This window comes from Streptomyces sp. NPDC001880 (assembly GCF_053594575.1).
The window spans coordinates 45,257-69,170 of record NZ_JBSFET010000009.1 but is presented as its reverse complement, the minus strand read 5'-3'; the positions used below and the strand labels follow the sequence as shown (position 1 = coordinate 69,170).

Genomic DNA, 23,914 nt, shown 5'->3' with positions numbered 1-23,914 from the left:
GGTCAGCCTTGGGGGACCGGGGATTGCGGGACCGCGGTGCCGGACGCGGGGCGCTCCTTGCGTACGAAGGCCCGGCGCAGCCCGTGGTACGGGTGGTGCGGGTCCGCGAAGATGCGGTGCATGCGCACGAGTTCGGCCTCCCGGTAAGGGGCCAGGTCGACCCGGTCCCGCTCCTCCTTCTTCGCGTGGATCCGGGACTGCGTCGCGGGCAGGGCCGCCAGGCGGGTCGCCAGGGCTCCGACTTCCGAGTCGAACGACTCAGGGGCGCACGGGATCACCCTGTCGACCAGCCCGAGCCGGTGGGCCGCGGTGGAGCTGACCGGCAGGGCGTCCCGCATGAGCCGGTCGGCCGCCGCCGCACCCACCCGCCGCGGCAGCGTGTACGTCCAGTACTCCGATCCGTACAGCCCCATCAGGCGGTAGTGCGGATTGAACACCGCGCCCGCCCTGCACCACACCTCGTCGGCGGCGAGGGCCAGCATCACCCCGCCCGCTGCGGCGTTCCCGGCCAGGGCGGCGACGACGAGCCGGTCCGTGGTGGTCAGCACCGCCTCCACCAGGTCGTCCATGGCATTGATGTTGGCCCAGGACTCGGCGCCGGGATCGGCTGCTGCCTCGATCACATTGAGGTGGATGCCGTTGGAGAAGAAGTCCCGGCCACCGCCGACGACCAGCACCGAGGTGGGCCGGGAGCAGGCGAACCGGTAAGCGCGCAGCAGGCGTTGGCACTGCTCCGTGCTCATCGCGCCGCCACGGAACGAGAACGACAGGAACCCGGTCCCGGCCTCCTCCCGGTAGCCGATCTCTGACCAGGTGTCGTCGTCCCCGGTCCTGTGAAGTGGAGCCGGACGCTCGGGCACGGCGGACAGCCGCCCGGCCAGCGCCGAGGTGGCGGGGAGCTTGAACGTGGCCGGGCCGCCCGGCGCCCGCCGTGGCCGCAGCTCGGGGATCCACACCGCGCCGTCGGTGGTCGCCCGGCAGATCGCGCCGTCCCGGGTGGCCACCACATCCCCCGGGCGGCCGCCCAGCCGGGACTCGGGATACCCGCCGTGCAGGAACCACTCGCCGCCCAGCAACTCGTCGAGCACACCGGGCTGGGAGTCCGCCGCCCTGAGTTTGCGGATCACCGTCGCAGTGGAGTCCGACTGCCAGTCGATGCGACGCAGCGCCTGCCGGAACAGGGGGCGGCAGCCATCGCCGGCGCCGGAGGCCTGCGGTGCCGGGGCGTACGTCCCCGACGCGAAGCGTCCGACCGCCAGAAGCACCGCCTCCACAGCGGCGTCCGAGATCTCGTTGCGGTACAGGTCGCTCTTGCCCACAGGGGGCAGCGGACAGGCCACGGACGCCCAGACGTCGCCCGCGTCCATCTCAGCGTTCGCCTGAAGCACGGTGACGCCCCAGCGCTCCGCTCCCTCGTGGACGGCCCAGTCCAGGGAGGAGGGCCCGCGGTCGCCGACCGGCCCCGGATGGACGACGAGACAGGTGTGGGCCGACCAGACGTCGCTCGGGATCGCGGTCTTCAGGTACGGCGCCACAACAAGGTCCGGGCACTCCCGGCGGACGGCTTCCCGGAACGGTCCTTCCTCGTGTGCTAGTGCCGCGGCAGGCAACGTCGGCCCGTCGAGGAGCGTTGCGCGGCGCGTGCTCTCGGCGTGCCGGCCGGAAGTCCTCGTATTGGATGTACTCGGGCTTTCGGGCGGTGCGGCGAGAGCGCGTGCCGCGCGCTGCGACGGGGCGAACGTTGCCTGCCGCGGCACCAGCTGCACGGCTACGGAGTGCCCGTGGTCCCTCAGCTCCGCCTGGACACGTTGGGTAAGGCTGTTGAAGGCGCTTGCGACAAGCAGGATGTGCACGGCGATCTCCCGGTGGCTGCGGTCCGTCCTGATCGAGCGTGAGTGCGGACGCCTGCTCAGCGGGACTCACTCGGCGGGAACATGCCGGGAATTCACCCGAAGCACACAGCGAATGGTGAGCCGACGCGCCACTGCGCTCGCCGCGCCGGGCCGGGCCGCCGTCCTGTTCGTGCGCTAAGGACAAGGGGCACCGCCGGGCCTTCGTCCGGCAGCGGCCAAGTGGCCCTACGGGTCTCGCGCACAGCACCGAGCCGGGTCACAACCCGGCAGTGGTGCTGTGCGCGCAGGTCGCGTCCGATGAAGTGGTGCAGTCGGGCCGAGGGTGGCCATCGCCCGGATTCGAGCCGGGGTTTCCGCATCGGGGCGAATCCGAGTGCGGTGTCCTGGGCCGCTGGACGACGCATGGCCAGGCGGAGCGTATCCACTCACCGGCCAGCGCGCCCACCTCTTTTTTCTCACAATCGTCAGTGGACAGGCTGCTGGCATGAGGGTTCGGGCCGGCATGGCTTCGGTTGTGTCTCCCATGAGCCGTGCGGCAACTGCCTCGGCCCACCGTGATCGCGTCCAGGCGCGGAACGTACGATCGCCGGGTGAGCGGGCCTGGGAGGGCACAGTGGGACATTTCAAGGGCTTCGACGTGGCCGGGTTCTGGGACGACTCGGAGTACGCGCTGAGGGAGTACGTGGAGGAGGCCCCGCCTACGCAGGAGCTGATCGCGGCGGTGGAGGAGGAGCTCGGCGGATACCGGCTGCCCGGCTCCTACATCGCGCTGATGACCGCGCACAACGGCGGCGTTCCCCACCGGGACCACTTCCCCATGGCCGAGCCGACCTCCTGGGCCGACGACCACATCGTGATCACTGGCATCAGAGGCATCGGAGGGACAAGGCCGCAGTCGCTCGGCGGTGAGTTCGGCAGTCGGTTCTGGATCGACATGTGGGAGTACCCCGACATCGGTGTCTACTTCGCCGACACACCGTCGGCCGGCCACGACATGCTCGCTCTCGACTACCGCGCGTGCGGCAGGGACGGCGAGCCGGCCGTGGTCCATGTCGACCAGGAGGACGGCTTCGCGATCACCTTGGTCGCGGAGAACTTCGAGGCCTTCGTCACGGGGCTGGTCGACGAGTCCGTCTACGACACCTCGGAGGCGGACCGGATCGCCGACCTGGCAGCGGTGCGCGAGGGCAGCTTCTCCCCGGTACTGCTGCGTGCCTTCCGCGAGGTCGCCGACGTTCTGCCCGACGCGGACCGGCGGATGCGGATCCTCGCGGAGGCCGTCGTGCACGACAAGGGGTTTTTCGCCCTGCACGCCGATGCGCGCTCCACGCTGATGTACGACTACCTGTTCTGGCTGTTCACCAGCTTCAATCAGGTCGGGTCCTTCGACCGGTACGTAAGGACGCCTCCGCAGCACGAGCGTTCCTACGCGCTGCCGGACTACGAACTCATGATCGTCTTCAGCCTCGTGGCCGATCCCTACGACTTCGGTACCGGCGGATACGCCCCCGGCTTCCTCGAGGACTGGTGGAACTCCCGTGTCGCCTCGGGGCGCATCTGCGAGACCGCCGACGGCTACCGCATGACGGATGCCGCTGTCACAGCGCTGCTCAACGAACTCGCCGCCGTGGTCGGCGACCGGTAGCCGCACTCGGCGGGCACGTGGCGCACCCGCACCCGCACACCACCGCGACGGCCGGATGAGCTGGACAGCGGCCAAGTGCGCGGGCGGCCGGGCCCTGTTCACGCTGCACCCTTCCACGGGAAGGGGGAGAGCCGCAGGCCCCCGAGCGGCGACGCGGACCTCGCGTACGAGCGTGCCGTACTGAAGGCGTTCACCGAGCGCTCGGCGAAAGCCCATGGGTGCTCCGCGCCGGTGACCCCTTGAGGCCGTCCCGAGCGTGCGGCCGCCGCCCCGGCCACCGGCCTCAGACTCCGGTGACCCTGGCGCTCGCCGACAGCTCGTAGACCAGGGTGACCGTGCGGAGACCGCCGGGCGGGAGAGCCACGTCCCAGCGGGCGATGCCCTCGGCGTCGACCGCGTCGGGCGCCGGGGAGCACGCATCCTTGCGCAGGCGTATCTCCACCGCCGAGACCTCGGAGACCGGTATCCGCTCCCGGAGGACGACGACCCGCTCGCCGTGCTCCCCGGGGGCGGAGAACCGGGACAGGTGCAGCCGGACCGTGTGGGTGACCACGGTCCGCTGGGTGAGGGCTGCGGTGGCGCGGGACTCCTCGGCCTGCCGGACCACCCGGTGGTCGTCGCAGCTGCCGAAGGCCAGCTCGACGCGGGAGCCGGGGGCGGTGAAGTCCAGCGTGCCCCGGCCGCTGAATCCGCTGCCGCGGACCAGGTCCACCGGTCCGGCGAGCAGCGCGTGGCCGGACAGGTTGTCGAACCGCACCACCTGGGTGACCAGCGGCGACAACTCCGGTGAGCAGGCGTACTCACTGAGCGCGTCCGTGGTGAACGCGGAGAGCCGTACCCGGTGGGCGCGGCCGTCAGCAGGCACCGAGACCGGCGCGGGGGATCTCAGCACCCGTGCCTCGCCGCCGTCGTCCAGCCCTGGCAGGCCGAGCACCGGGGCCGGGCCGAGAGACCCGATCTCCTCCTCGCGCAACTCGACGTCGACCATGCGGTGCTCCGCCGCCGAGCGGTCCTTGAGCGTGAGCCGGTCCTCGCCCAGCCTCGGCGGATCGGTGGCCTGCGCCGAACGTGCCGTCGACAGTGTCAGCCGTACGTCCGACCAGTCCTCGCCGGTGCGCTGCCAGACCATCGCGTCGGTCTCCAGCGTCAGCGAGTCCCCGTCGAGCACCGCCCGGTAGGCGGGCCGCCACAGCGCACACGGGGTGAGGTGGCTCAGGCGCAGCCCGACCGGCCCGGCGGCCGAGGCATCCACGGTCAGCTCGACATGGCCGACCAGCTCGGCGGGCTCATCCTCGGCGAGCTGCAGGGCCTGCCGGGCCGCCCCGAGTTCGGTGGCAAGGGCGGTCAGCCGGGCCTCCGCGGTACGGAGTTGCTCACCGCGCGCGTCGCGTTCCTCGTCCACCCGGTCCAGTTCGCGGGCCCAGCGGGTCCGTTCGGTCTCCCCGGCGCCGGCGCCCTCGCCGATCTCCCGCAGCAGATCGGCGGCGAGGCGGCCGAGCAGGCCGAGGCGGGTCCGCAGCCGGTCACGCCGCTGCTCCAGGGCCGGCCGCTCCTCTTCGAGGGCGTGTACGCGCCGGCGCAGGGCGGAGTCGTCGTCGGTGGAGGACTGCGGCGCGCGCGGCCTCCAGTCGCGGACGATCCGCACGTCGAGAACGGTCGCGGGGTGGTCGGCGGTCAGCTCGGCGCGGAGGGTCCGGTCGACGGCCAGCGCGCTGACCGGCCCGAGACGCAGGCGCTGGACCCCGGCCTCCAGGTCGAGCACGACGGCGCGCTCGACATGGGCGCGATCCTCAAGGCATGTGACGGCGGTGACGGGGAGGGCGATCGGCTTGGAGGCCGTGGACATGGTGTGTCAGCTCCTGCGGTTGCCGCCGACCAGGGCCTTGCCGGTCGGGATGCGGATCTCGTAGCCGCCGTCGAGGGCGGCAGTGGCGCCTGCGGGCAGGTCCAGCCGCCAGACGCGGGTGCCCGGCGCATGCCGATCGGGGCCGGCGCCCTCCTCCGGCGTCGTCCAGTCGGCCCGCTCCTCGATCCGGACGTCCGGATCGGAGGTGACCGGAACCCGTTCCAGGACTTCCACGGCGACGGGCCTCGCGAGCCCATTGGCGAGCTCCACGTGGACGCGGTGGTCGAGCACGGTGGTGTTGTTGCGCAGGCCCGAGGTCGACTCGTGCAGGTTCGTACGGCGGGTGACCCGGATGCCCTCGGCCGGCCCGAGTCCCACCCGGCGCACATCCCCGGGGGCAAGCGTGGGCAGAGCGGCGGTCAGCAGGTAGTCCTCGTCGAGGGTGACCTCCACCGGGCCGGCCAGCAGCGCCTGGTCGGTGGCGTTGGAGAGCACCAGCGTCGCGTACACGGTCTGCTCCACGGACGGCACACAGAGGTACTCGGTACGCAGTCCCACCGGGATCTCGCCGACGGTGACGGTGTGCCAGGTGCCGTCCGACGGAATGTCGGCGCGCGCGGGGGCGTCGAAGCGGTGCTCGAAGGAACCCGCCGACTCGCGGGGACGCACAGCATGTCCGGGCAACGGCAGCGCGGCAACTGCCTCGGCGCGGCGGCGGTACTCGGTCGCCACCGGGTCGAAGGCGGAGCCGGGAAAGAGCCGGCCCCTGCGACCGCCCTGCTCGTCGGGGCCGCACAGGACGAGTGCGGCATAGTCGAGCTCGGCGCCGCTCGGCTGCGGCGGCCCGGTCACCGGCGCCGGAGGCGGCGGCGCGGCCCGGCCGGGAGCCGCAGGCGCCACGGGGGAGGGGACACCCGTGACGGGCATCCCGCCGCCGAAGGCCCCCGGGGGAGCGCCGTATCCCCCGCTGGGCGCCGGCGCGGCGTCGTGGCCGCGCAGTGCCGGCGGCGGGGGAGGCGGTGGTGGCGGAAGGGGAGCGGACGCGGAGCCGACTGCGACGGCCATGGGCGCGGAGGCCGGGGCAGGGCCTGCCGCGTCGTACCCGGAGAACAGGCCGACGAGCCCGGCCGGGGGCTCGCGCCAGCCGGAAGGCGCGGGGGCGGGCTGACTGCGTCCGATCCGGATCGAGCGGAGTCTCGGCAGGCCGGTGCGGCGCCGGAGGTCTGCGGTGGCCAGGGCGATGCGGACGCCGGTCCAGTCCTCGCCGGTCCGCTGGGCGACCGAGGCGCCCAGCACCAGACGGCCGCTGTCGTCGCCCTGACGGTGGGTGAGGCGGTAGGCCGGCACCCAGACGGCGCCCGGCACCCCGTATTCCAGCTCCAGCTCCACCTCGCCGTCACCGGCGCCGTCGAGGGACAGGACCGCGCAGACCGTGGTCTCCACGTGCGCAGGCGGGGCATCGGTGGAGGCGCGGTCGAGACGGTCGGCGGCGACGGTGAGCTCGTGCTCGGCGTCGCGCAGCGCCTCCTCCAGCTCGATGAGGCGCTTGTGCAGGCCCGCCAGCCGCTCCTCGACGAAGTCGGCGAGCTCCAGCCACGCGTCGACGGGGGTGCGGCGGTGAGGGTCCTCGCGCCTGCGGGCGGGCGGGACGGGGTGGAGAGCCCGGATCTCCTCGATCAGGCTCAGCTGCCGGTCCCGGCGGCCCTGCGCCGCCGCGTACTCGTCGTGCAGCCGCTCGAACTCGTGCCGCAACCCGTCGGGCGTGCCCGCGCCGAGCGGCTCGGCCTCGACCTCCACCCGGGCCTCGCCGACGCGCACGCCGGGGGCGCCCAGGACACGGGCCCGCAGCGAGTCCGGGTCCAGCGAGCGGGGCAGTCCCGTCACCCGCACCCGGCCGCCGTGCGGCACACTGCCCCGGGCCAGGCGCCGGCAGAGCGCGCCCTGCGCGTACACCAGGACCGAATCGAGGGTCGATCCCCACCTCTGTACCGGCTCAGCCGTCATGCCCTCCGCCCCCCGTCGTGTCCATGCTGAGCGAAGCTTACGCGCGGGCGGTCCGCGCCTCCGCCTTGCATCAGGAGGACCGGGCGGAACGCCGCCGGGACCGCAGGGCCGGTGGCGATGCGGTGCTGCGGTCGTCGCACCTGTCGGTGTGGTCGGCCACGTCGGCGCCTCCTCGCGCAGTCCGGCACGGGGAACCGGCCCGGCGACGGGGCCGACGGACGGCATCCCTGGGGCGCGTGTCGAAGTCCCGCCTGGGCGGGGGCGTCCGGCACTTCCCGAGCTCTCGGCTTCGCTCGAGCAGGGGAGACCCCATTGCCGGCCGCGTTGCCGGTCGTCGGCGCAGCCCGCTGCGCTCTCCTCCCTCCGCCTTGCGAGCGTGCGTGCCGGACGCCGCGCGGCTGCGCTCCGGGCGACGACGGCAGTTTGACGACAGGGCCTGGCAGGACGGCCCCTCCGCGGCGCGACGATGCCCGATTCGTCCGCCGACCCTACGGTGGAGGGATGGCGGTGATCAATGGTTGGAGGCCCGGAGCGCTGGCCCGGATCCGCGCAGCGGACGGGACGGGCGCTGCCGTGCTGTTCGTGCTGTCGGTCGTGGGCGCCTCGATCGATCCGCACGAGCACCAGATCCTGCTGCGCTGGCCACCGGTGGTGGTGGCCGCCGTCGGCTGCGCCGCACTCGTGCGGCGGCGCCACCACCCGTTCGGCGTACTGGCCGTCACCGTCACCTGCGGGGTGACCTTCCAGCTGCTCGGGGTCCGGGACAGCCCGCTGGTGGTGAGCCCGGTCCTGGTGGCCGTCTACAACGTGGCCGTGCGGACCGACCGGCGTACCGCCTGGACCTCGGCAGTTGTCGCGGCCTCCACCCTGGTGACCACCGCCGCCATGTTCACCCCGCAGACCTTGCTGCAACCGGACACGGTCGCGATGGTGGCCTGGACGGCGCTGCCGGCCGCGATCGGGGACGGGGTGCGCTCGCGTCGCGCCTATGTGGTGGCCGTGGAGGAACGGGCGGAGCACGCGGAGCGCACCCGGGAGCAGGAGGCACGCCAGCGGGTGGCGGCCGAACGCGTCCGGATCGCACGCGAACTGCACGACATCGTCGCGCACCACATCGCCCTGATCAACGCACAGGCGGGCGTCGCCGTCCATCTGGTGGACCAGCGGCCGGAGCAGATCCTCACCGCGCTGGAGGACATCCGGGACACCAGCAGCTCGGCGCTGGACGAACTGCGGGTCACCGTGGGCCTGCTCCGGCAGTCCGACGACCCGGTGGCGCCGCGCGACCCGATGCCGGGACTGGCACAGGTGCCGGCCCTGCTGGCGTCGTTCGAACGCACCGGGCTGGCCGTGAGCCACACCCGGTGCGGCGACGCCGAACCGCTGGAACCGGCGGTCGACCTGGCCGCGTACCGCATCGTGCAGGAGTCCCTGACCAATGTGCGCAAGCACGCCGGCGCCGATCACGCCCGGTTGTGCCTGCACTACCACCAGGAGCGGCTCACGATCACCGTCGAGGACGACGGGTCCGCCGGACCGCACCGTCCTCGTCCCGGGGCCGGTCACGGGCTGATCGGCATGCGTGAGCGTGCCGCCACGCTGGGGGGCAGGCTGCACGCGGGACCACGCCCCGAGGGGGGATTCACCGTGACGGCCGAACTGCCGCTGCGTCCCGGCCGCCCTGGCCCGGAGCGCGATCGGAGAGACGGGCATGACGATACGTGTACTGCTTGCAGATGATCAGGCCCTCCTGCGGGGCACCTTCAGAATGCTGTTCGACGCCACGGACGACATGGAGACCGTGGCCGAGGCATCCAACGGGCGCGAGGCGGTCGAGCTGGCCGACGCGCAGCATCCGGACGTGGTCCTGATGGACATCCGCATGCCGGAGATGGACGGCCTGGAGGCGACCCGGCTCATCAGCGAGTCCGAGGACCTCGCGGGCGTGAAGGTGCTCATCCTGACCACCTTCGAGGACGACGAGCACGTCGCCGAGGCGCTGCGTGCGGGTGCCAGCGGCTTCCTCGGCAAGGGTGCGCGGCCCGAGGAGCTCCTTGATGCCGTCCGCACGGTCGCGGGCGGTGAGGCACTGCTGTCCCCTACGGCGACGCGAGCGCTGATCACCCGGTTCCTGGCCCAGCCGGACCCGTGCCCGGTGGCCGTGCACGAGCGGCTGGAGTGCTTGACGCCGCGCGAGCGCGACGTCACGATCCTCGCCGCGCTGGGCCTGTCCAACGAGGAGATCGCCGATCGCCTGTTCGTCAGCCCGCTGACCGCGAAGACCCACGTCAACCGGGCGATGACCAAGCTGGCGGCCCGTGACCGCGCCCAGCTCGTGGTCGTCGCCTATCAGTGCGGGCTGGTCACTGCGGCGGGCGAGCCGAGCGTCCCCGAGGTGCCCGCGTGACGCTCGCCGCGGAGTAGTCCGGCGTACCGGATACCGCAGCCGTGGTAGTCGGGAATCACCGTGCGGGGACGATGTGCCGGGGGGTGTCGCCGGGCGATGGTGGGGTCATGAACGGAGGTTTCGCCATGACCGAAGCCCACTGCCTGACCCAGACGTCCGGCGAGAAGTCTGTTCCCGCACATCTGACCCTGCTGCGCGACGCTCTTGCCCGCGGACAGGGACGGAACACGCGGGCCTGCGCGGCCGGCCGCGGCCAGACGTCCCCCCGCCGCCGCGGGTCGGACCGGACCGCCCCGAGGACGCAGATCACCCTGGCCCAGTGGGTCAGCAGAACCTCATCGTGCATCACGTGAGCCGCTCCACGGGCCACCGGTTCCGACGCGGCTCTGCACACGACCGGGCGGCCTGCCCATGCCGGCCATGGGCGGGCCGAGCCCGGCTCACCCCGCGGTGAGGACGCGCCAGTCGCGCGAGCCGATGTCGGCGGGCGTGCCGTCGGGCCGGGCGGGCCGAACAAGCGGTCGGTCCTGCTCGTACCCGCCCTGCCGATGACGCTCGGCACCGCGCTGGCCGGATGGGCGGCCCTTCTGCCGGGCCTCGGCCACGGCTACCGGGCGGTGATCTCCGCTGCCGCGGTGCTGCACTCGTCATCGCGCTGGGCTGCGCGCTGGTGGTGGTCCACGACCATGCGGCGGTCCGGGCGGAACGCGCCCTGGCCGTGCGCACGGAGGCAGCCGAGCAGGCGTGACAGGCGCTGAACGACCGCCTGGAGCAGGCGTTCCCGGCCGCCAAGACGTACCTGGCGGCCGCCGTGGTGGAGTCGCGCGAGGCCGACGACGCCGCGGCGGGGCGAGCTCTGGCCTCAAAGATCGACCCCATCGAACTCGCTGCCGCCGAGCAGCGGGCCCACCTGCTCCTGGAGCTGTTCGTCCGGTGGCGGTGACGGCGCCGGGCTTGCGCGCCGCCGAGGTACGCGCCCGGCTCAGGCCGCGGGGCCGATGGTGACCTTGATGTGCTTCATGATCGGCTGGTCGCTCTGGGTGCTGTAGTCGCCCAGCGCGACCAGCACGTTCATCTCCGGCATGTAGCCGGCCGCACAGCCACGGGGGATGTCGTAGGGGATCGCGAGATAGCCCTTGAGGGAGCGCCGGCTGCCGTCCTTGGCGGTGCTGGTGATGTCCACGGGGCCGAGGTCGGCGATCCCGCGTTCACGCATGTCGGCCCGGTTCATGAAGACGAGCGTGCGGAGGTTCTTGATGCCGCGGTAGCGGTCGTTGTCCGAGTAGATGGTGGTGTTCCACTGGTCGTGGGACCGCATGGTGCCCAGTGCGAGGATGCCGGGGGCCGGGACCACGTCGGGCAGGGCGGCGGTGGAGAATTCGGCGCGTCCGGAGGGGGTGAGGAAGACCAGTTCGCGGGCGGGCTGCTTGATGCGGAATCCCAGCGGCAGCCGCACCCGGCGGTTGAAGTCCTCGAAACCGTCGAGGACCCGGGCCATGGTGTCGCGGATCCGGTCGTAGTCCTCGATGTACCACTGCCAGGGGGTGTGGCTGCCGGGCAGGGCGGCACGGGCCATGCCTGCGACGATGGCCGGCTCGGACAACAGGTGCGAGGAGGCGGGGCGCTTCATCCCGACGGACAGGTGGACCATGCTCATCGAGTCCTCGACGGACGTGCTCTGTACGCCCTTGCGCTGATGGTCCTTCTCGGTACGGCCCAGGCACGGCAGGATGAGGGCCCGGCGGCCGTGGACGAGATGACTGCGGTTGAGCTTGGTGCTCACCTGGACGGTGAGTTCACAGGTGCGCAGCGCCGCGTACGTGGCCGGGGTGTCGGGCGCCGCGAGGGCGAAGTTGCCGCCCATGCCGACGAACACCTTCACCTCCCCGCGCTGCATCGCCTTGATCGTGTTGACGGTGTCCAGTCCGTGCGCTCGGGGCGGCTGGATCTTGCAGACCTCGGCCAGGCGGTCCAGGAACGCGTCGGCCGGCCGGTGATCGATGCCGCAGGTGCGGTTGCCCTGGACGTTGCTGTGTCCCCGTACGGGGGAGGGGCCCGCGCCCTCCCGGCCCAGATTGCCGCGGAGCAGAAGCAGGTTGACGATCTCCCGGACGGTGTCCACGCCGTGCTCGTGCTGGGTGAGCCCCAGGCACCAGCTGACGATGGAGCGGTCGGCCTCTCCGTACACCCGCGCAGCCTTGAGGACATCGGCGCGGCTCAGCCCGGACTGTGTCTCGATCTCCTCCCACGACGTGGCCTCGCACAGTGCGCGGTACTCCTCGAAGCCCGCGGTGTGGCGCTCGATGAACTCCCGGTCCAGAGCCCTGGGATCGGATTCGGACTGCTCCAGGATCGCTTTCGCCATACCGCGCAGCAGCGCCATGTCGCCGCCGATGCGCGGTTGCAGGTTGAGGGTGCTGGTCCGGGTCGTCTTGAACAGGGCCATGTCCGTGAAGTCGTGGGGGACGATGGTGCGGGTGGCGGCCGCCTCGACGAGCGGGTTGATGTGCACGATCTGCGCGCCGCGACGGTGGGCCTCGGCGAGGGCGGTGAGCATCCGGGGTGCGTTGGAAGCTGCGTTGACCCCCAGGATGAACAGCGCGTCGGCAGACTCCCAGTCCTTGAGGTCGGCGGTCCCCTTGCCGGTGCCCAGGGACGCCTGAAGGGCGCGGCCGCTGGCCTCGTGACACATGTTGGAGCAGTCCGGCAGGTTGTTGGTGCCCAGCTCGCGGGCCATCAACTGGTAGAGGAAGGTGGCCTCGTTGCCGAGCCGGCCGGAGGTGTAGAACGACGCCTGGTTCGGGTCGTCGAGCTCGTGCAGAGCGCGGCCGACCACCTCGAACGCGTCCTTCCAGCTGATCGGGACGTAGTGGTCCGACTCGGGGTCGTAGACCATCGGTTCGGTCAGCCTGCCCTGGTTCTCCAGGTCGTGGTCGCTCCACCCGGACAGCTCGGTCACCGAGTGGGCGGCGAAGAACTCGCGCCCGACCCGCTTGCGGGTCATTTCCCAGGTGACGTGTTTGATCCCGTTCTCGCAGATGTCCAGATGCAGGCCCTTGGTGTCGTCCGGCCACGCGCATCCGGGGCAGTCGAACCCGCTGTTCTCGTGATTCATCCGCATGACGGCCCGCGGACCGTCGACCAGAGGGCCCTCGCGTACCAGGAGCCGGCTCACGCTCCTGGCCGCGCCCCAGCCCGCGGCGGGGTGGTGGTAGGGATGGAAATCCGGATCGCCCTCAGGGGCGGGACCGACTGTGGGTTCCAGGGGCTGCTGCTCGTCGTGGTCGGTGCTCAAGGCCTTCAACCCTTCCGCCGTTCGGGCGCGAGGTGGGGGCGGTCCCGAAGGCAATGCGTTCCCGAGGGCAATGCGATCCCGAGGCGAAATCCATCCTTTTCGGGCAGGCTAACCGTGCCTGCTCCGGGCTGCACCCCGGTGCGGGCGCCGATGGCGTGGACGTACCCGTCCCGGCCGTGCACGTTCCACCGAGCCACCGAGGTGGTCACCCTTGATGTCCAGGAAGCACTGGCCGACGCTCTCCGCGGTGCCACGCTCGTCGCAGCGGTGAACGCCGGCGCGGTGGCCGGCGTGGTCGCCGCCGTGCCGGCCAGCGGGCCGCTGGGCGTCCACCGGGCGCTTCCAGCCCCGCCATCCGCGCGGTCGTCCTGCGGCACCGCCTGCTGTCCTATGTGTTCGGCGCCGGCATCCTGGCCACCACGATCAACCTTGTCGCCGGAAACGTCACAGGCCGAACCGGGACTCACCCGATACGGCCATGTCCGTTCCCGTCGGAGGAGTGGACACCGGGCAGCGCTTAGACTCCGCGAATGGCGAAGTACTTCGATGTGCACCCCGAGAATCCTCAGCGGCGCACCATCAGCAGCGTGGCCGACAGCATCCGGTCCGGGGCGCTCGTCGCGTACCCGACGGACTCCTGCTACGCACTGGGGTGCCGACTGGGCAGCCGTGACGGCATCGGCCGGATCCGGTCGATCCGCAACCTCGACGACCGTCACCACTTCACGCTCGTCTGCCAGAACTTCGCCCAGCTCGGGCAGTTCGTGCATGTCGACAACGACGTGTTCCGGGCGGTCAAGGCGGCGACGCCCGGCAGCTACACCTTCATCCTTCCCGCGACGAAGGAGGTGCCGCGCCAGCTGCTGCACCCGAAGAAGAAGACGGTCGGAGTCCGCATCCCCGACCATGTGGTCACTCAGGCGCTCCTTGCCGAACTCGGCGAACCGCTGCTCTCCAGCACCCTGCTCCTGCCCGACGAGGACGAGCCGATGACCCAGGGCTGGGAGATCAAGGAACGGCTCGACCACGTGGTGGACGCCGTGGTCGACTCGGGCGACTGCGGCACCGAGCCGACCACGGTCATCGATTTCTCCGGTGGCGAACCCGAGATCGTCCGCCGGGGATCCGGTGACGTCACACGGTTCGAGTAGCTGCCTCGGCCGGACTCCGGGTGCTCTGTCCGGACGCCTCGTCGAAGTGCTTTCACCAGGCGGAGGGGGCGCGCTCAGGCCCGGAACGCCGCGGTGAACACGGCAGGGACGCGCGCCCAGGACGAACGACTCGCCAGCTCGGTGAGCCGACGGCCCGTCAGGGCGGCGCTGCGTGCCGTGACGAACCACGGCGGCTTCGGGAACAGCGCGAACTCGCCTCCCGCGACCGACCTGGGGAAGGGCCGGAACGGGCCCCGGACGACGGTGCGTTCCGGCGAGTCGATCAGCAGTGCGTTGTGCACGACACCGATCCCGCTGCCGGCCTCCGCGACGGTGTGCCCGGGGAAGGCGCCCCACGGGGCCGTCGCGGTGAGGAAGCCGACCGCGGTCCAGGCATTGACGGCGATCGTCCCGTAGCGCAGCCGTGCCACCGCATGCTCGAAGGCCGGCCCGAGGCGCTTCAGGGTGACCGGGTCGATCACGATGTTCGCCCCGAGGGTGCCGAAGAGGTCCCGGTTGGCCCGTTCGACGGCTCGGTCGAGGAACTCGACACCCCGGCCGGGCAGGGTGAGGACGCCGAGCACGGGTGCGAAGTACTCGGTCCTCGTCACCTCCGCCCGGGTGTCGTCGTCGCCGAGCTCGATCAGCAGGCGTGAGCCCTTTGGCCCCTGCCACTCGGCCCCCGGATGGCTGCGTGCCGCGTCGGCGAGCCGGTCCGCGCTGCCGGGATACCAGACTGGGCGTGCCGGGGCAGTCCGCAGGGCCTTCCGGAGATGCCCGAGGAATGCCTCGCGCTGCGGCCAGTCGCCGCTGACCACGACCAGCTGCGAGGCGATGCAGTTGTGTCCGCTGTTGTGCAGGCGCTGGGTCGCGATGTGCTCGGCCTGGTAGCGCAGATCGGCGTCGCGCCAGATGCCCGGGACCACGATCACCGGGGAGACGCCGCCGAGTTCGCTCGTCATCGGCTTGCCGAGCAGCGGCGTGCCGGCGGCCTTGCGGGCACGGCCCTCCTCGCCCGGTCCGAACGCGACGACGTCATGGGTGGCCAGAGCGCCGGTGATGTGGACGTGCGCGATGTCCGGATGGTGCGCGAGGTGGCCGCCGACGTCGCCGCCGCCGGCGACGATGCGCAGGACACCGTGCTCGACGAGCGGTGCGAGAGCGCGGCGGTAGACCGGTTCGAGCTCGCCCATCACCGGATTGAGCTTCAGCACGACCACCCGGTTGTGCGCGACCAGTTCGTACAGGACGTCGAGCGGCGCGATGGAGGTGATGTTGCCGGCGCCGAGGACGAGACCGATGCCCGCGGTGCGCCGCGGGTGCAGTGCGCCCAGGCCCGCCCGGCGGCGCACGGTGTCCGCGTCGACCTGCGGCGGCATCCACACCTCGGCGCTGAAGCCGTTCAGGAGCAGGCGGTCCCGGACGGTGAGCGGAAGGACGGGCACGGTCACCCGACCGCCCGAGGCCCGCCCGAACTTCACCCCGTCGAGCGGGCCGTGGCCCGATGCGATGGTCCGGAGCGTGCGGGTGAGCGCCTCCAGAGCGGTCAGCAGCGCGTACGGGCCGGAGAGCCACTCCTCGCCGACGAGCGGAGAGCCGTCCGGCAGCAGCTTGATCCGGCTCGCGACCCGTACCCAGTTCTCGGCCTCGGCGAAGACAGTGGCGCGGACCCGGGCGAGCAGGGCGCCCCGATCGGCCAAGGACGTTTCCGCCCAACGCCGTTCACCCTCACGGAGCTCGGCGAGGACCGTGTCGAGTCCGGGTGCCTCCCCGGTCGTCGTCCCGGCGCTGTCCTCGGGGGCTGCGGCGGTCATGGTGCTCTCCCTCGATCGTGACCGCACGGACGGGCCGTGCTGCGGAGTTGGTCGGTGGCACAAGGTTCTTTGGACCACACCAGGATGACGGATGCCCGAATGCCCCACCATGGGCGGCCACCGCACGTTCCTCCTCACTGCACTGTGCGGCCGCACAATTCACCGGGCCGCGGCCGGGTACCGTGGCGGGATGCGCGACACCACGGGCTGCGGCCCCGTCTTCGCCGGGATACTCGCCTCCGTCGACGAACTCACCGAGGTGACCGTCAGGAAGATCGCCGCGGACGAGTCCGGCTACACCCGCGCCGCGCTCCCCCCGGACCTGCTCCGCGACATCGTCCACGCCAACATCGAGGCCGTCCTGCGCCGGGAGACCGGTGGCCCCGACGTCTGCGAGGAGACGGCCCGGCGGGCCGGGCGGATCAAGGCCGAGCACGGCGTCCCGCTTCCGGCGCTGCTGCACGCCTTCCGGCTCGGCGGCATGGAGATCTGGGAGTGGGCGATCGCCCGCGCCACGACCGCTGAGCAGGCCGACGCGCTGCTGCGCCGCTCCACGCACTTCTGGGGCGTGCTCGACCGCTGTTCCACGGCCGCGACCGAGGCCTACCGCGAGGTCGCCCACGACCGGGAGCGGCAGGAGGAGGTGTCGCGGCGGGTCATGCTGCTCGGCGTCTTCGAGGGCTCGAACGACGTCCGGTTCGGGAGCGCCGCGGGCGTCCAGCGGGCCCTGGGGCTGCCGGAGCGGGCCTCGTACCGTGTCGTGGCCGGCGAGGTCGGGCGCAAGGGCGAGGACCCGCTCCCCGGGGTCGCCGCCCGGCTGGCAGGCGTCGGCGTGGCGTCCGTGTGGACCACCGAACTCGGCGAGCGCCTGGGACTTGTCGCCCCGGCCGGCGAGGCGGAGACCGCCGTGGTGCTCAGGACCGTGAAGCAGGCGGCGGCCTCGCGGGTGGGCGTGAGCCGGCCGTTCGGCACGCTCGCCGCGGCGCCGGAGGCGGTACGCCAGGCGCGGATCGCCCTGGAGTGCGTGCCCCCGGCCGGGGTGGGCGTCCACTGCTACGGCAGCGCCCCGATCGACACCCTGGTCGCGGCCCACGCCGAGTCCGCGGCCGAGCTCGGCGAGAGCGTGCTCGGGCCGCTGCTGTCCGGCGAGGGCGGCGACGCGGCCCTGCTCGACACCCTGGACGCGTGGTTCGCCGCGGACGGCTCGACCGCCGAGGCGGCCCGGCGGCTCCACTGCCACCGCAACACGGTGCTGTACCGGATCGCCCGCATCACGGAACTGACGGGCCGCACCCCGACCCGGCCGGTCGACGCCGCCGAGCTCTACGTCGCCCTGCGGGCGCGGCGGCTCGCGGGCGGCACCCGCTAGGGCTGGGGCGTGTGTCGAAAGTCCCACCTGGTCGGGGCCCCGGTGCGCACGCTCGCCGCGTTGTCGGTCGTCGGCGCAGCCCGCTGCGCTCTCCTCTCTTCTCTCCGTCCTGCGATCGCACGCGCCGGACGCTCTCGACCCCGCTCTCCGGGCGGACGACGCTACTTTCGAAACACGCCCCAGGTCCTGGCCCGCCACGACGCACAGGGCGAACCAGCTCTGCGGCACCGGAGTTCGCCAACGGCGGGCGGCAGAGCCGGAGTCACCGCTCCCTCCGCTGCGCCGCACGCCGCAACAGGTCGGTGGTCGAGATCCAGAGGGCCGCGGGCGCCCCGAAGCCGCGACGGAGGTGCGGGGGTGCGCCCTCGGCCTTCAGGCGCCATCGGTGTGATGCCCTTCGCCGCGCTGGGGCTCGGCGTGGAGAAGGGCCGTGCACAGGTTGGTATACCAAACAGTTCTACGCTGATCGGTCAGACGGCGGGACCGGCATCGCGTTGACGTGCGAAGGCGAGCGGCAGCGTGGTGAGGGAGAGCACCGCCGTGGCCAGGAGCGCCGTGGAGAACGAGGTCCCCGTCGCCAGGTGGCCGACGAGCAGCGCACCCAGTCCCGTTCCGGCATCGAACCCGATGTTCCACACGGCGCTCGCGACGCCACTGGAGCGGTGGTCGACGGCGGCGAAGGCGTCCACCAGGGTCAGGTTCTGGAGTCCGCCGTAGCTCACTCCGACCAGCGCCGCTCCGGCCAGCAGCGGAAGTACGCCCGTCGCCTCCGGCGAGGTCACCGCCCAGGCGGTCAGGGCGAGCCCGAGGGCCGTGACGAGTACCAGCGGCCAGCGGAACGGCCGGGTGCCGTACCGGTCGGCCAGCGATCCGAACCGCCAGCGCGAGACGGCCGCCGTACCCGTCAGGAGCAGCAGCCCGGCCAGCGTCGCGGTGGGATCGCTGCTCATCTGCGGGGCGAAGGTGATCAGGGCACCCCCGGCCGTCGTGACGCCGAGCAGGAGCAGCATCGGCGGGAGCAGCGGAAGGCGGTCGGCGATCCCACCCGTCGGTGCGTTCCGGCGCGGTGGGTCCTCGACGGCCTCGGCCGGGTGTCCGCCCGGCCGGCGGGCGAGCCGCAGCGCTGGCAGTACGCCGAACAGCGGCAGCGCGCCGACCGCGAACACGAACCCGAAACCGAGGTTCTCCGCCACCCAGGGCGCGGTCGAGACCAGGATGAACTGAGGCCCCGCGATCGCCAGGCCGTACGCCCCGACCGCCTTCCCGCGCCGGGCCGGCTCGACGAGTTCGGCGACGGCGGTGGCACCGCAGACCGTGAGCACTCCGAACCCGAGTCCGCGCACCGCGGCGAGCGCGAGCACCGTGCCGAGGTCCGCCGTCAGCAGGTGCGGGACTGCGGGAACGCCGAGCAGCACCACCCCGCAGACCAGGGTGGTCCGCCAGCCGAGGCGGCGGATCGCCGTGGGGACCAGGGTCTGGGCGAGCACGGTGCAGAGCATCAGGACCGCGTTCACCGAACCGGCGCCCGCGGCGTCGGCCCCGCCGTGTACGGCCCACAACGGCGCGGTGGGCAGCAGTGCCGCGAACCCCGAGAATCCCGTGGCCGTCAGGAGCAGCAGTGCGGGCATGCCCGGTGCGCTCCAGACCGTCTGCCGCGCGGCGCTGTCCGCCGGAGCGTTCGTCACTGGCTCGTGCCTCCGTGTCGCGGTCGACGGACCGGCTGCCGCGGCCGGTCGGCATGCGGGAGCGGGCAGCGGCGAGGTCACTCACCGGAGCTGAATGGTATACCAAATGTGGTGGGGCTGTTAACCTGGAACCATGGACGCAGAGAGTGACACGAACACAGTGAACAAGTCGCAGACAGTCACAGCGGAAGACCGTGAGTTCCTCCGTCGTTGCGTCGACCTCGCACGCGAGGCGCTCACGGCCGGTGACGATCCGTTCGGTTCGCTCCTCGTGGACGAGCACGGCACGGTCCGGTTCGAGGACCGCAACAGGGTCAAGGGCGGCGACGCGACCCGCCACCCGGAGTTCGAGATCGCACGCTGGGCTGCCGAGAACCTGTCCCCGCAGGAGCGGCGCACGAGCGTCGTCTACACCTCCGGCGAACACTGCCCGATGTGCAGTGCGGCCCACGCCTGGGCCGGCCTGGGCCGCATCGTGTACGCGTCGAGCAGCGGGCAACTCGTGGCGTGGCGCAGGGGCTGGGGCCTCGGCGCGGGGCCGGTCGCGGCCCTCCCCGTCAATGCCGTGGCCCCGGGCGTCCCGGTGGCAGGCCCCGACCCGGCGCTCGCCGACGAGGTCCGCGCGCTGCACGCCCGGATGCTGGGCGCGTCCGTCGACGGTTAGGGCCTGTCCGGCGGATCAGGCCTGCCGGTCGGCGCGCGCCGCGTGCTTCTTCTTGATGCGCACCGCTTCGTTGCGGACCTCCGCCTGGGTGGCACGTTCCTGCTGGAGCCACTCGGGGGCTTCCTTCTTCAGGGCGTCGATCTGCTCCGTCGTGAGGGCTTCGGTGACTCCGCCACGGGCGAGGCCCGAGATCGAGACACCCAGCTTCGCGGCGACCACAGGCCGGGGGTGCGGGCCGTTGCGTCGCAGTTCCTGCAGCCACTCGGGCGGATCGGTCTGCAGTGCGTTGAGCTCGGTGCGCGAGACGACACCCTCCCGGAATTCGGCGGGGGTGGCCTCGAGGTACACACCCAGCTTCTTCGCCGCGGTCGCGGGCTTCATCGTCTGGGCGGTCTTGTGCGACGTCATGAGGACAAGGGTATCGAGCATGTGCGCTACCTCTGACCAGGGCCGGTAACCTTGCGGAGTGACAAGCTCGGAAGAAACCCCTTCGTTCCGGCTCGCGTATGTCCCGGGGGTGACACCCGGAAAGTGGGTGCGGATCTGGAACGAGCGGCTGCCGGACGTCCCGTTGACCCTTGTGGGAGTGTCGGCCGCCGAGGCGTCCGACGCGCTGCGGGGGCGTGACGCCGACGCCGGACTCGTGCGGTTGCCGATCGACCGGACGGCCCTCAGCGCCATTCCCCTCTACACCGAGACGACCGTGGTCGTGGTCCCCAAGGACCACATCATGGCGACGGTCGACGAGGTCTCCGCCGCCGACCTGGCCGACGACATCGTGCTGCACCCCCTCGACGACACCCTCGACTGGGAACAGCGCCCGGGGCGGCCGGCCGTCGAGCGCCCCGCCACCACGGCGGACGCCGTGGAGCTCGTGGCGGCGGGGGTGGGACTGCTCGTCGTACCGCAGTCGCTCGCCCGTCTCCACCACCGCAAGGACCTCACGTACCGGCCGATGGCAGACGCCCCCGAGTCGCGGGTCGCGCTGTCCTGGCTGGAGGACGAGACCACCGATCTGGTGGAGGAGTTCATCGGGATCGTCCGCGGGCGGACCGTCAACAGCACGAGGGGCCGTCCCAAGCCCCCGGCGCAGCTGCAGAAGCGGGGGACCGAATCGGACGGTGCGCGGCGCAAGCCCGCGGCGGGCAAGGCGACCGGCCGATCGGCCGGGAAGCCGAGCGGCAAGACGGGCAGCAAATCGGCAGGGAAGGGTGCGCGGAGCGGCTCGGGTGGCCCCAAGGCCGCCAAGCGCGGTAGGCCCCGCCGCCGGTCGTAGGGCGTCGCCGCAGATGGCCGGCTGGCGAACGGGCGCTCAGGACCGACGATGTCGAAGCCGGGGGCGAAGGCGTCGAGCGGCCCGGCCGGGGTCTGCGGGGCGAACCCGTCGCCGCCGAGCCCGGCCTTCCCGGCGCGCGAGTTCCTCGGCGCCGGCCGGCTTCAGCCGCACACCGGTCGGCGCGGCCCCGGGGCCGCTCAGGTGCGTGCGGCGGATCGCCGCACGCACCGTCGCTGGACGTGGTGTGCGGGGCCGCGAGCGACGAGTGGCCGGTGAGCGGCGTACCGGGGAGCGCCGCGACGCGCCCTGTCCGGTACGCCGTTCGCACGCACGGTCTCAGGCCCTGCGCCGCACCTTCGGTTCCGGTACGAGACGCACGACGCCGTTGAGCAGATGGTCGATCAGGTCGTGCGAAGGCTTGTCCGTGAGATTGGTGAGCAGGCGGGCCAGGGCGTTGAGCGCAAACGGCGACCCCATGACGTAACGGTTGAGGACGGGCTGGAAGCCGGACCGGCTGAAGACGAGGCCGGCGGCGGTGTTGCCGAGCCGGTAGTAGCGCCCCCAGCGGCGGTTCATCTCGACGGGGTAGCCGCGCAACACCTGCTCGCGCCGGGGCCCCCGGGGAAGGGCGAGAGCCAGCGTGGCGGTCTCGGCGGCGACCTCACCGGCCTCCATGGCCTGGCCGATGCCCTCGCCGTTCCAGGGGCTGATCATGCCCCCGGAGTCGCCGACGAGCAGGAGTCCGCGGGTGTAGAGGGGATGGCGGTTGAAACCGAGCGGAAGTGCCGCGCTGCGGACCGGGCCCTCGGCGTTCTTTTCGCGCAGCCCCCAGGCCTCGGGGGTACGGGCCAGCCATTCGTCCAAGGTGGCGCGCAGGTCCGCCTTTCCGTGCCGCCGGTGCGGCAGCGCACCGAGACCGACGTTGACGCGGCCGTCCCCCATGGGAAAGATCCAGCCGTAGCCGGGCAGGAAGTGATCGCTGCCGGGGAACCGGAGGTCGGCCCACAGCTCCAGATACTCCTCCCGGGAGCGCTCGGGACTGCGGTAGTAGCGGCGGGCAGCCGTCGCGATCTGCCTGTTCCTGTCCCGCTGGAGACCCATGGCGAGGGCGAGGCGGGCGGAGGCGCCGTCGGCGGCGATCACGATCGGCGCGTGGAAGGCCAGGGGCTCCTTGTCAGCGGTCGTGGCGTTGACACCGGTGATGCGGCCGGCCCGGTCGGTCAGGGGCTCGGTCACCTTCACACCGCTGCGCAGCCGCGCCCCGGCGGCGACGGCGTGCCGGGCGAGGATGTCGTCGAAATCGTGCCGGCTGCGCGAGAGGCCGAAGTCCGGGTAGCGGCCGAGCGCCGGCCAGTCGATGTGCACCTGACGGTCCCCGGCCACCCAGCGCATGCCGCGCGAACGGGTCCACCCCGGAGCGTTGATGTCGACGCCCATCCTGATCAGCTGGTGCACCGCGCGCGGAGTCAGGCCGTCCCCGCACACCTTCTCCCGGGGGAAGTGGGACTTCTCCAGCAGCAGGACATCGACACCCGCCCTGGCGAGGTGGAAGGCCGCGGCAGATCCCGCGGGCCCCGCCCCCACCACGATCACCTGGGCCTCCTCGTTCGGGCCGTGGTCCGACCGGACGTCCGACAAAGACCGGTCCGGCGTCGTTTCCCGCATATGGAACCCCTTCCTGGAACCGGTGCCGTACAGGGGACGGCAGCCAACCGCTTCATCATCGATCAAGGGCGGCCGACGTGGAGCCCGGTCCGGAAATCCGGCCCCTTCCAGGTGGAAGCCCAAGATGTGGATGTGCTGAAACCATGACAATTTACCCTTGCCGGCAAGCTGCTCGGGTGAAGGGGACGGTCTGTTTGGAGCGTCGTACGGCGAGTCGAAGACCCTTACGCGACCCCGGCCTCCCCGGGGGCACGCCGGTGCCGTTGCACCGGCCGACGCCACGTCACCAGGCCCCGTCGGCCCCGCCGTACGTCCGCGCTCCGCGGTGTCCACGCCCGCCCGTGTGCCCCTCCTCCGCGAGCAGCAGGGCCAGGCCCTCTCTGAGCAGGGTCGAGTCCTCGGCGAGCATTACGCGCACGGCAACTCCGCGGTGATCGTGGTGGGGCCCCGCAGGGGCTGTCGATGTGCAGCCGGCCGTCCAGCGCGTCCACCCGGCTGCGCAGCCCGGACAGTCCGCCCCCCAGCGGATCCGCGCCACCGGTGCCGTTGTCCTGCATGGACACGGACACCCGGCTCCCGTTGCCCTCGACGGCCACCCGGATGCGGGTGGCCCGGGAGTGCTTGGCCGCGTTGGTCACGGCCTCGCCGACCACGAAGCAGGCGGCGGTCCCCACCGGACGGGGCAGTGGCAGCGACAGCGCGAACTTCACGTGCAGGGGGATGCCGCAGCGCTGGGCCACTCCGCCGAGAGCCTCTTCGAGTCCCAGGTCGTCGAGCGTCGACGGGTAGACGCGCCAGGCCACTTCGCGCAGTTCGGTGAGGACTTCCTGGGAGGCCTGGTGGGCCTGTTGGAGCAGTGCCCCGGCCTCCGGTTGCGGCGGGCCCGGCCCAGCCGCATGGCGAGTGCCACCAGTCGCTGCTGCACACCGTCGTGGAGATCTCGTTCGATGCGCCTGCGTTCCGCGTCGACCGCCCGGAGCACCCCGGCCCGGCTGTCCGCCAGTTCGGCGATCCGCTGCTCCAGCAACTCCCGCTCAGAGGGCCCGAAATGATCGCGTGCCAGCCGGGCGTCGACTGCGTTCAGCGAGAGGAGCCCCTGGAGGTCGAGGAAGAGCAGCACCCCGCCGAGTGCCGCCTCGGGCAGCAGACGCAGCCAGTCGCCGGGGTCGCGGGCGAAGCCGACGGCCAGCAGCCCGGCCAGTACCGCCCCGACCCGCCACCCTGCGGTTTTCCGTAACTC

General features: G+C 72.3%; 19 protein-coding genes and 3 pseudogenes. 11 read left to right on the top strand and 11 right to left on the bottom strand.

Annotated features, from left to right (window positions below; all coding sequences use genetic code 11):
* Positions 1-2: 2 nt before the first annotated feature.
* Together ACWCQ6_RS08080 and ACWCQ6_RS08075 are read right to left on the bottom strand one after the other, a co-directional pair.
* Positions 3-1,853: an enoyl-CoA hydratase-related protein gene (locus ACWCQ6_RS08080; RefSeq protein WP_451086630.1), complete on the bottom strand. Its 1,851-nt coding sequence runs from the start codon at positions 1,851-1,853 to the stop codon at positions 3-5.
* Positions 1,854-2,176: 323 nt separating this feature from the next.
* Positions 2,177-2,261, bottom strand: a pseudogene (locus ACWCQ6_RS08075).
* A gap of 205 nt (positions 2,262-2,466) precedes the next feature.
* On the opposite strand from ACWCQ6_RS08075, the gene ACWCQ6_RS08070 reads away from it, so the two are divergent.
* Positions 2,467-3,498 carry an SMI1/KNR4 family protein gene (locus ACWCQ6_RS08070; RefSeq protein ID WP_451086628.1) on the top strand — a complete coding sequence of 344 codons (1,032 nt, stop codon included), beginning with the start codon at positions 2,467-2,469 and terminating at the stop codon, positions 3,496-3,498.
* Positions 3,499-3,781: 283 nt separating this feature from the next.
* Here ACWCQ6_RS08070 and ACWCQ6_RS08065 read toward each other — a convergent pair whose 3' ends face one another.
* Complete coding sequence (locus ACWCQ6_RS08065; RefSeq protein ID WP_451086626.1) at positions 3,782-5,344, bottom strand: mucoidy inhibitor MuiA family protein; 1,563 nt, start codon at positions 5,342-5,344, stop codon at positions 3,782-3,784.
* 6 nt (positions 5,345-5,350) lie between these two features.
* Entirely contained in the window at positions 5,351-7,348 is a 1,998-nt protein-coding gene (locus tag ACWCQ6_RS08060; protein WP_451086624.1) for a DUF4139 domain-containing protein, read from the bottom strand.
* Positions 7,349-7,849: 501 nt separating this feature from the next.
* Here ACWCQ6_RS08060 and ACWCQ6_RS08055 point away from each other — a divergent pair.
* From ACWCQ6_RS08055 to ACWCQ6_RS08040, 4 genes are all read left to right on the top strand, one after another.
* The gene (locus ACWCQ6_RS08055; protein ID WP_451086622.1) at positions 7,850-9,088 is read left to right on the top strand and encodes a sensor histidine kinase; all 1,239 of its coding nucleotides are present in this window, start codon (positions 7,850-7,852) and stop codon (positions 9,086-9,088) included.
* A complete protein-coding gene (locus tag ACWCQ6_RS08050) occupies positions 9,060-9,755 on the top strand; it encodes a response regulator (protein ID WP_451086620.1) in 696 nt (231 codons plus the stop codon). The genes ACWCQ6_RS08055 and ACWCQ6_RS08050 overlap by 29 nt, the downstream gene beginning before the upstream one ends.
* 125 nt (positions 9,756-9,880) lie before the next feature.
* A complete protein-coding gene (locus ACWCQ6_RS08045; RefSeq protein WP_451086618.1) occupies positions 9,881-10,108 on the top strand; it encodes a hypothetical protein in 228 nt (75 codons plus the stop codon).
* A 458-nt stretch (positions 10,109-10,566) separates the two neighbouring features.
* A complete protein-coding gene (locus ACWCQ6_RS08040) occupies positions 10,567-10,698 on the top strand; it encodes a hypothetical protein (RefSeq protein ID WP_451086616.1) in 132 nt (43 codons plus the stop codon).
* 39 nt (positions 10,699-10,737) lie between these two features.
* On the opposite strand, the gene ACWCQ6_RS08035 is transcribed toward ACWCQ6_RS08040, so the two are convergent.
* Positions 10,738-13,050 (bottom strand): FdhF/YdeP family oxidoreductase, encoded by a 2,313-nt coding sequence (locus ACWCQ6_RS08035; protein ID WP_451086614.1) that lies wholly within the window; start codon positions 13,048-13,050, stop codon positions 10,738-10,740.
* 341 nt (positions 13,051-13,391) lie between these two features.
* On the opposite strand from ACWCQ6_RS08035, the pseudogene ACWCQ6_RS08030 reads away from it, so the two are divergent.
* Both ACWCQ6_RS08030 and ACWCQ6_RS08025 read left to right on the top strand, forming a co-directional pair.
* A pseudogene (locus tag ACWCQ6_RS08030) lies at positions 13,392-13,502 on the top strand (DUF1345 domain-containing protein); the annotation flags it as partial.
* A 78-nt stretch (positions 13,503-13,580) separates the two neighbouring features.
* Positions 13,581-14,201, top strand: a complete 621-nt coding sequence (locus ACWCQ6_RS08025) for an L-threonylcarbamoyladenylate synthase (RefSeq protein ID WP_451086611.1) — start codon at positions 13,581-13,583, stop codon at positions 14,199-14,201.
* 74 nt (positions 14,202-14,275) lie between these two features.
* Here the strand turns inward: ACWCQ6_RS08025 and ACWCQ6_RS08020 are convergent, their stop codons facing one another.
* The gene (locus tag ACWCQ6_RS08020; protein WP_451086609.1) at positions 14,276-16,015 is read right to left on the bottom strand and encodes an aldehyde dehydrogenase family protein; all 1,740 of its coding nucleotides are present in this window, start codon (positions 16,013-16,015) and stop codon (positions 14,276-14,278) included.
* A gap of 190 nt (positions 16,016-16,205) precedes the next feature.
* On the opposite strand from ACWCQ6_RS08020, the gene ACWCQ6_RS08015 reads away from it, so the two are divergent.
* Positions 16,206-17,384, top strand: a complete 1,179-nt coding sequence (locus tag ACWCQ6_RS08015; RefSeq protein ID WP_451086607.1) for a PucR family transcriptional regulator — start codon at positions 16,206-16,208, stop codon at positions 17,382-17,384.
* 470 nt (positions 17,385-17,854) lie between these two features.
* Here the strand turns inward: ACWCQ6_RS08015 and ACWCQ6_RS08010 are convergent, their stop codons facing one another.
* Complete coding sequence (locus ACWCQ6_RS08010; RefSeq protein WP_451086605.1) at positions 17,855-19,069, bottom strand: MFS transporter; 1,215 nt, start codon at positions 19,067-19,069, stop codon at positions 17,855-17,857.
* A gap of 133 nt (positions 19,070-19,202) precedes the next feature.
* On the opposite strand from ACWCQ6_RS08010, the gene ACWCQ6_RS08005 reads away from it, so the two are divergent.
* A complete protein-coding gene (locus ACWCQ6_RS08005) occupies positions 19,203-19,733 on the top strand; it encodes a nucleoside deaminase (protein WP_451086603.1) in 531 nt (176 codons plus the stop codon).
* Positions 19,734-19,748: 15 nt separating this feature from the next.
* Here the strand turns inward: ACWCQ6_RS08005 and ACWCQ6_RS08000 are convergent, their stop codons facing one another.
* A complete protein-coding gene (locus tag ACWCQ6_RS08000; RefSeq protein WP_451086601.1) occupies positions 19,749-20,141 on the bottom strand; it encodes a DUF5997 family protein in 393 nt (130 codons plus the stop codon).
* A 58-nt stretch (positions 20,142-20,199) separates the two neighbouring features.
* On the opposite strand from ACWCQ6_RS08000, the gene ACWCQ6_RS07995 reads away from it, so the two are divergent.
* Positions 20,200-21,009, top strand: a complete 810-nt coding sequence (locus ACWCQ6_RS07995; protein ID WP_451086599.1) for a LysR family substrate-binding domain-containing protein — start codon at positions 20,200-20,202, stop codon at positions 21,007-21,009.
* Between the two features lie 336 nt (positions 21,010-21,345).
* Here ACWCQ6_RS07995 and ACWCQ6_RS07990 read toward each other — a convergent pair whose 3' ends face one another.
* The 3 genes and pseudogenes from ACWCQ6_RS07990 to ACWCQ6_RS07980 form a co-directional block, all read right to left on the bottom strand.
* Positions 21,346-22,674: a geranylgeranyl reductase family protein gene (locus ACWCQ6_RS07990; protein ID WP_451086596.1), complete on the bottom strand. Its 1,329-nt coding sequence runs from the start codon at positions 22,672-22,674 to the stop codon at positions 21,346-21,348.
* A 343-nt stretch (positions 22,675-23,017) separates the two neighbouring features.
* Positions 23,018-23,092, bottom strand: a pseudogene (locus tag ACWCQ6_RS07985) (DNA-binding response regulator); the annotation flags it as partial.
* Positions 23,093-23,380: 288 nt separating this feature from the next.
* Positions 23,381-23,599 carry a hypothetical protein gene (locus ACWCQ6_RS07980; protein ID WP_451086796.1) on the bottom strand — a complete coding sequence of 73 codons (219 nt, stop codon included), beginning with the start codon at positions 23,597-23,599 and terminating at the stop codon, positions 23,381-23,383.
* Between ACWCQ6_RS07980 and ACWCQ6_RS07975 the strand changes: the two genes are divergently transcribed.
* On the top strand, positions 23,531-23,911 hold the full coding sequence (locus ACWCQ6_RS07975) for a hypothetical protein (protein ID WP_451086808.1): 381 nt from the start codon (positions 23,531-23,533) through the stop codon (positions 23,909-23,911). The two genes, ACWCQ6_RS07980 and ACWCQ6_RS07975, sit on opposite strands and share 69 nt — an antisense overlap.
* Positions 23,912-23,914: the final 3 nt, after the last annotated feature.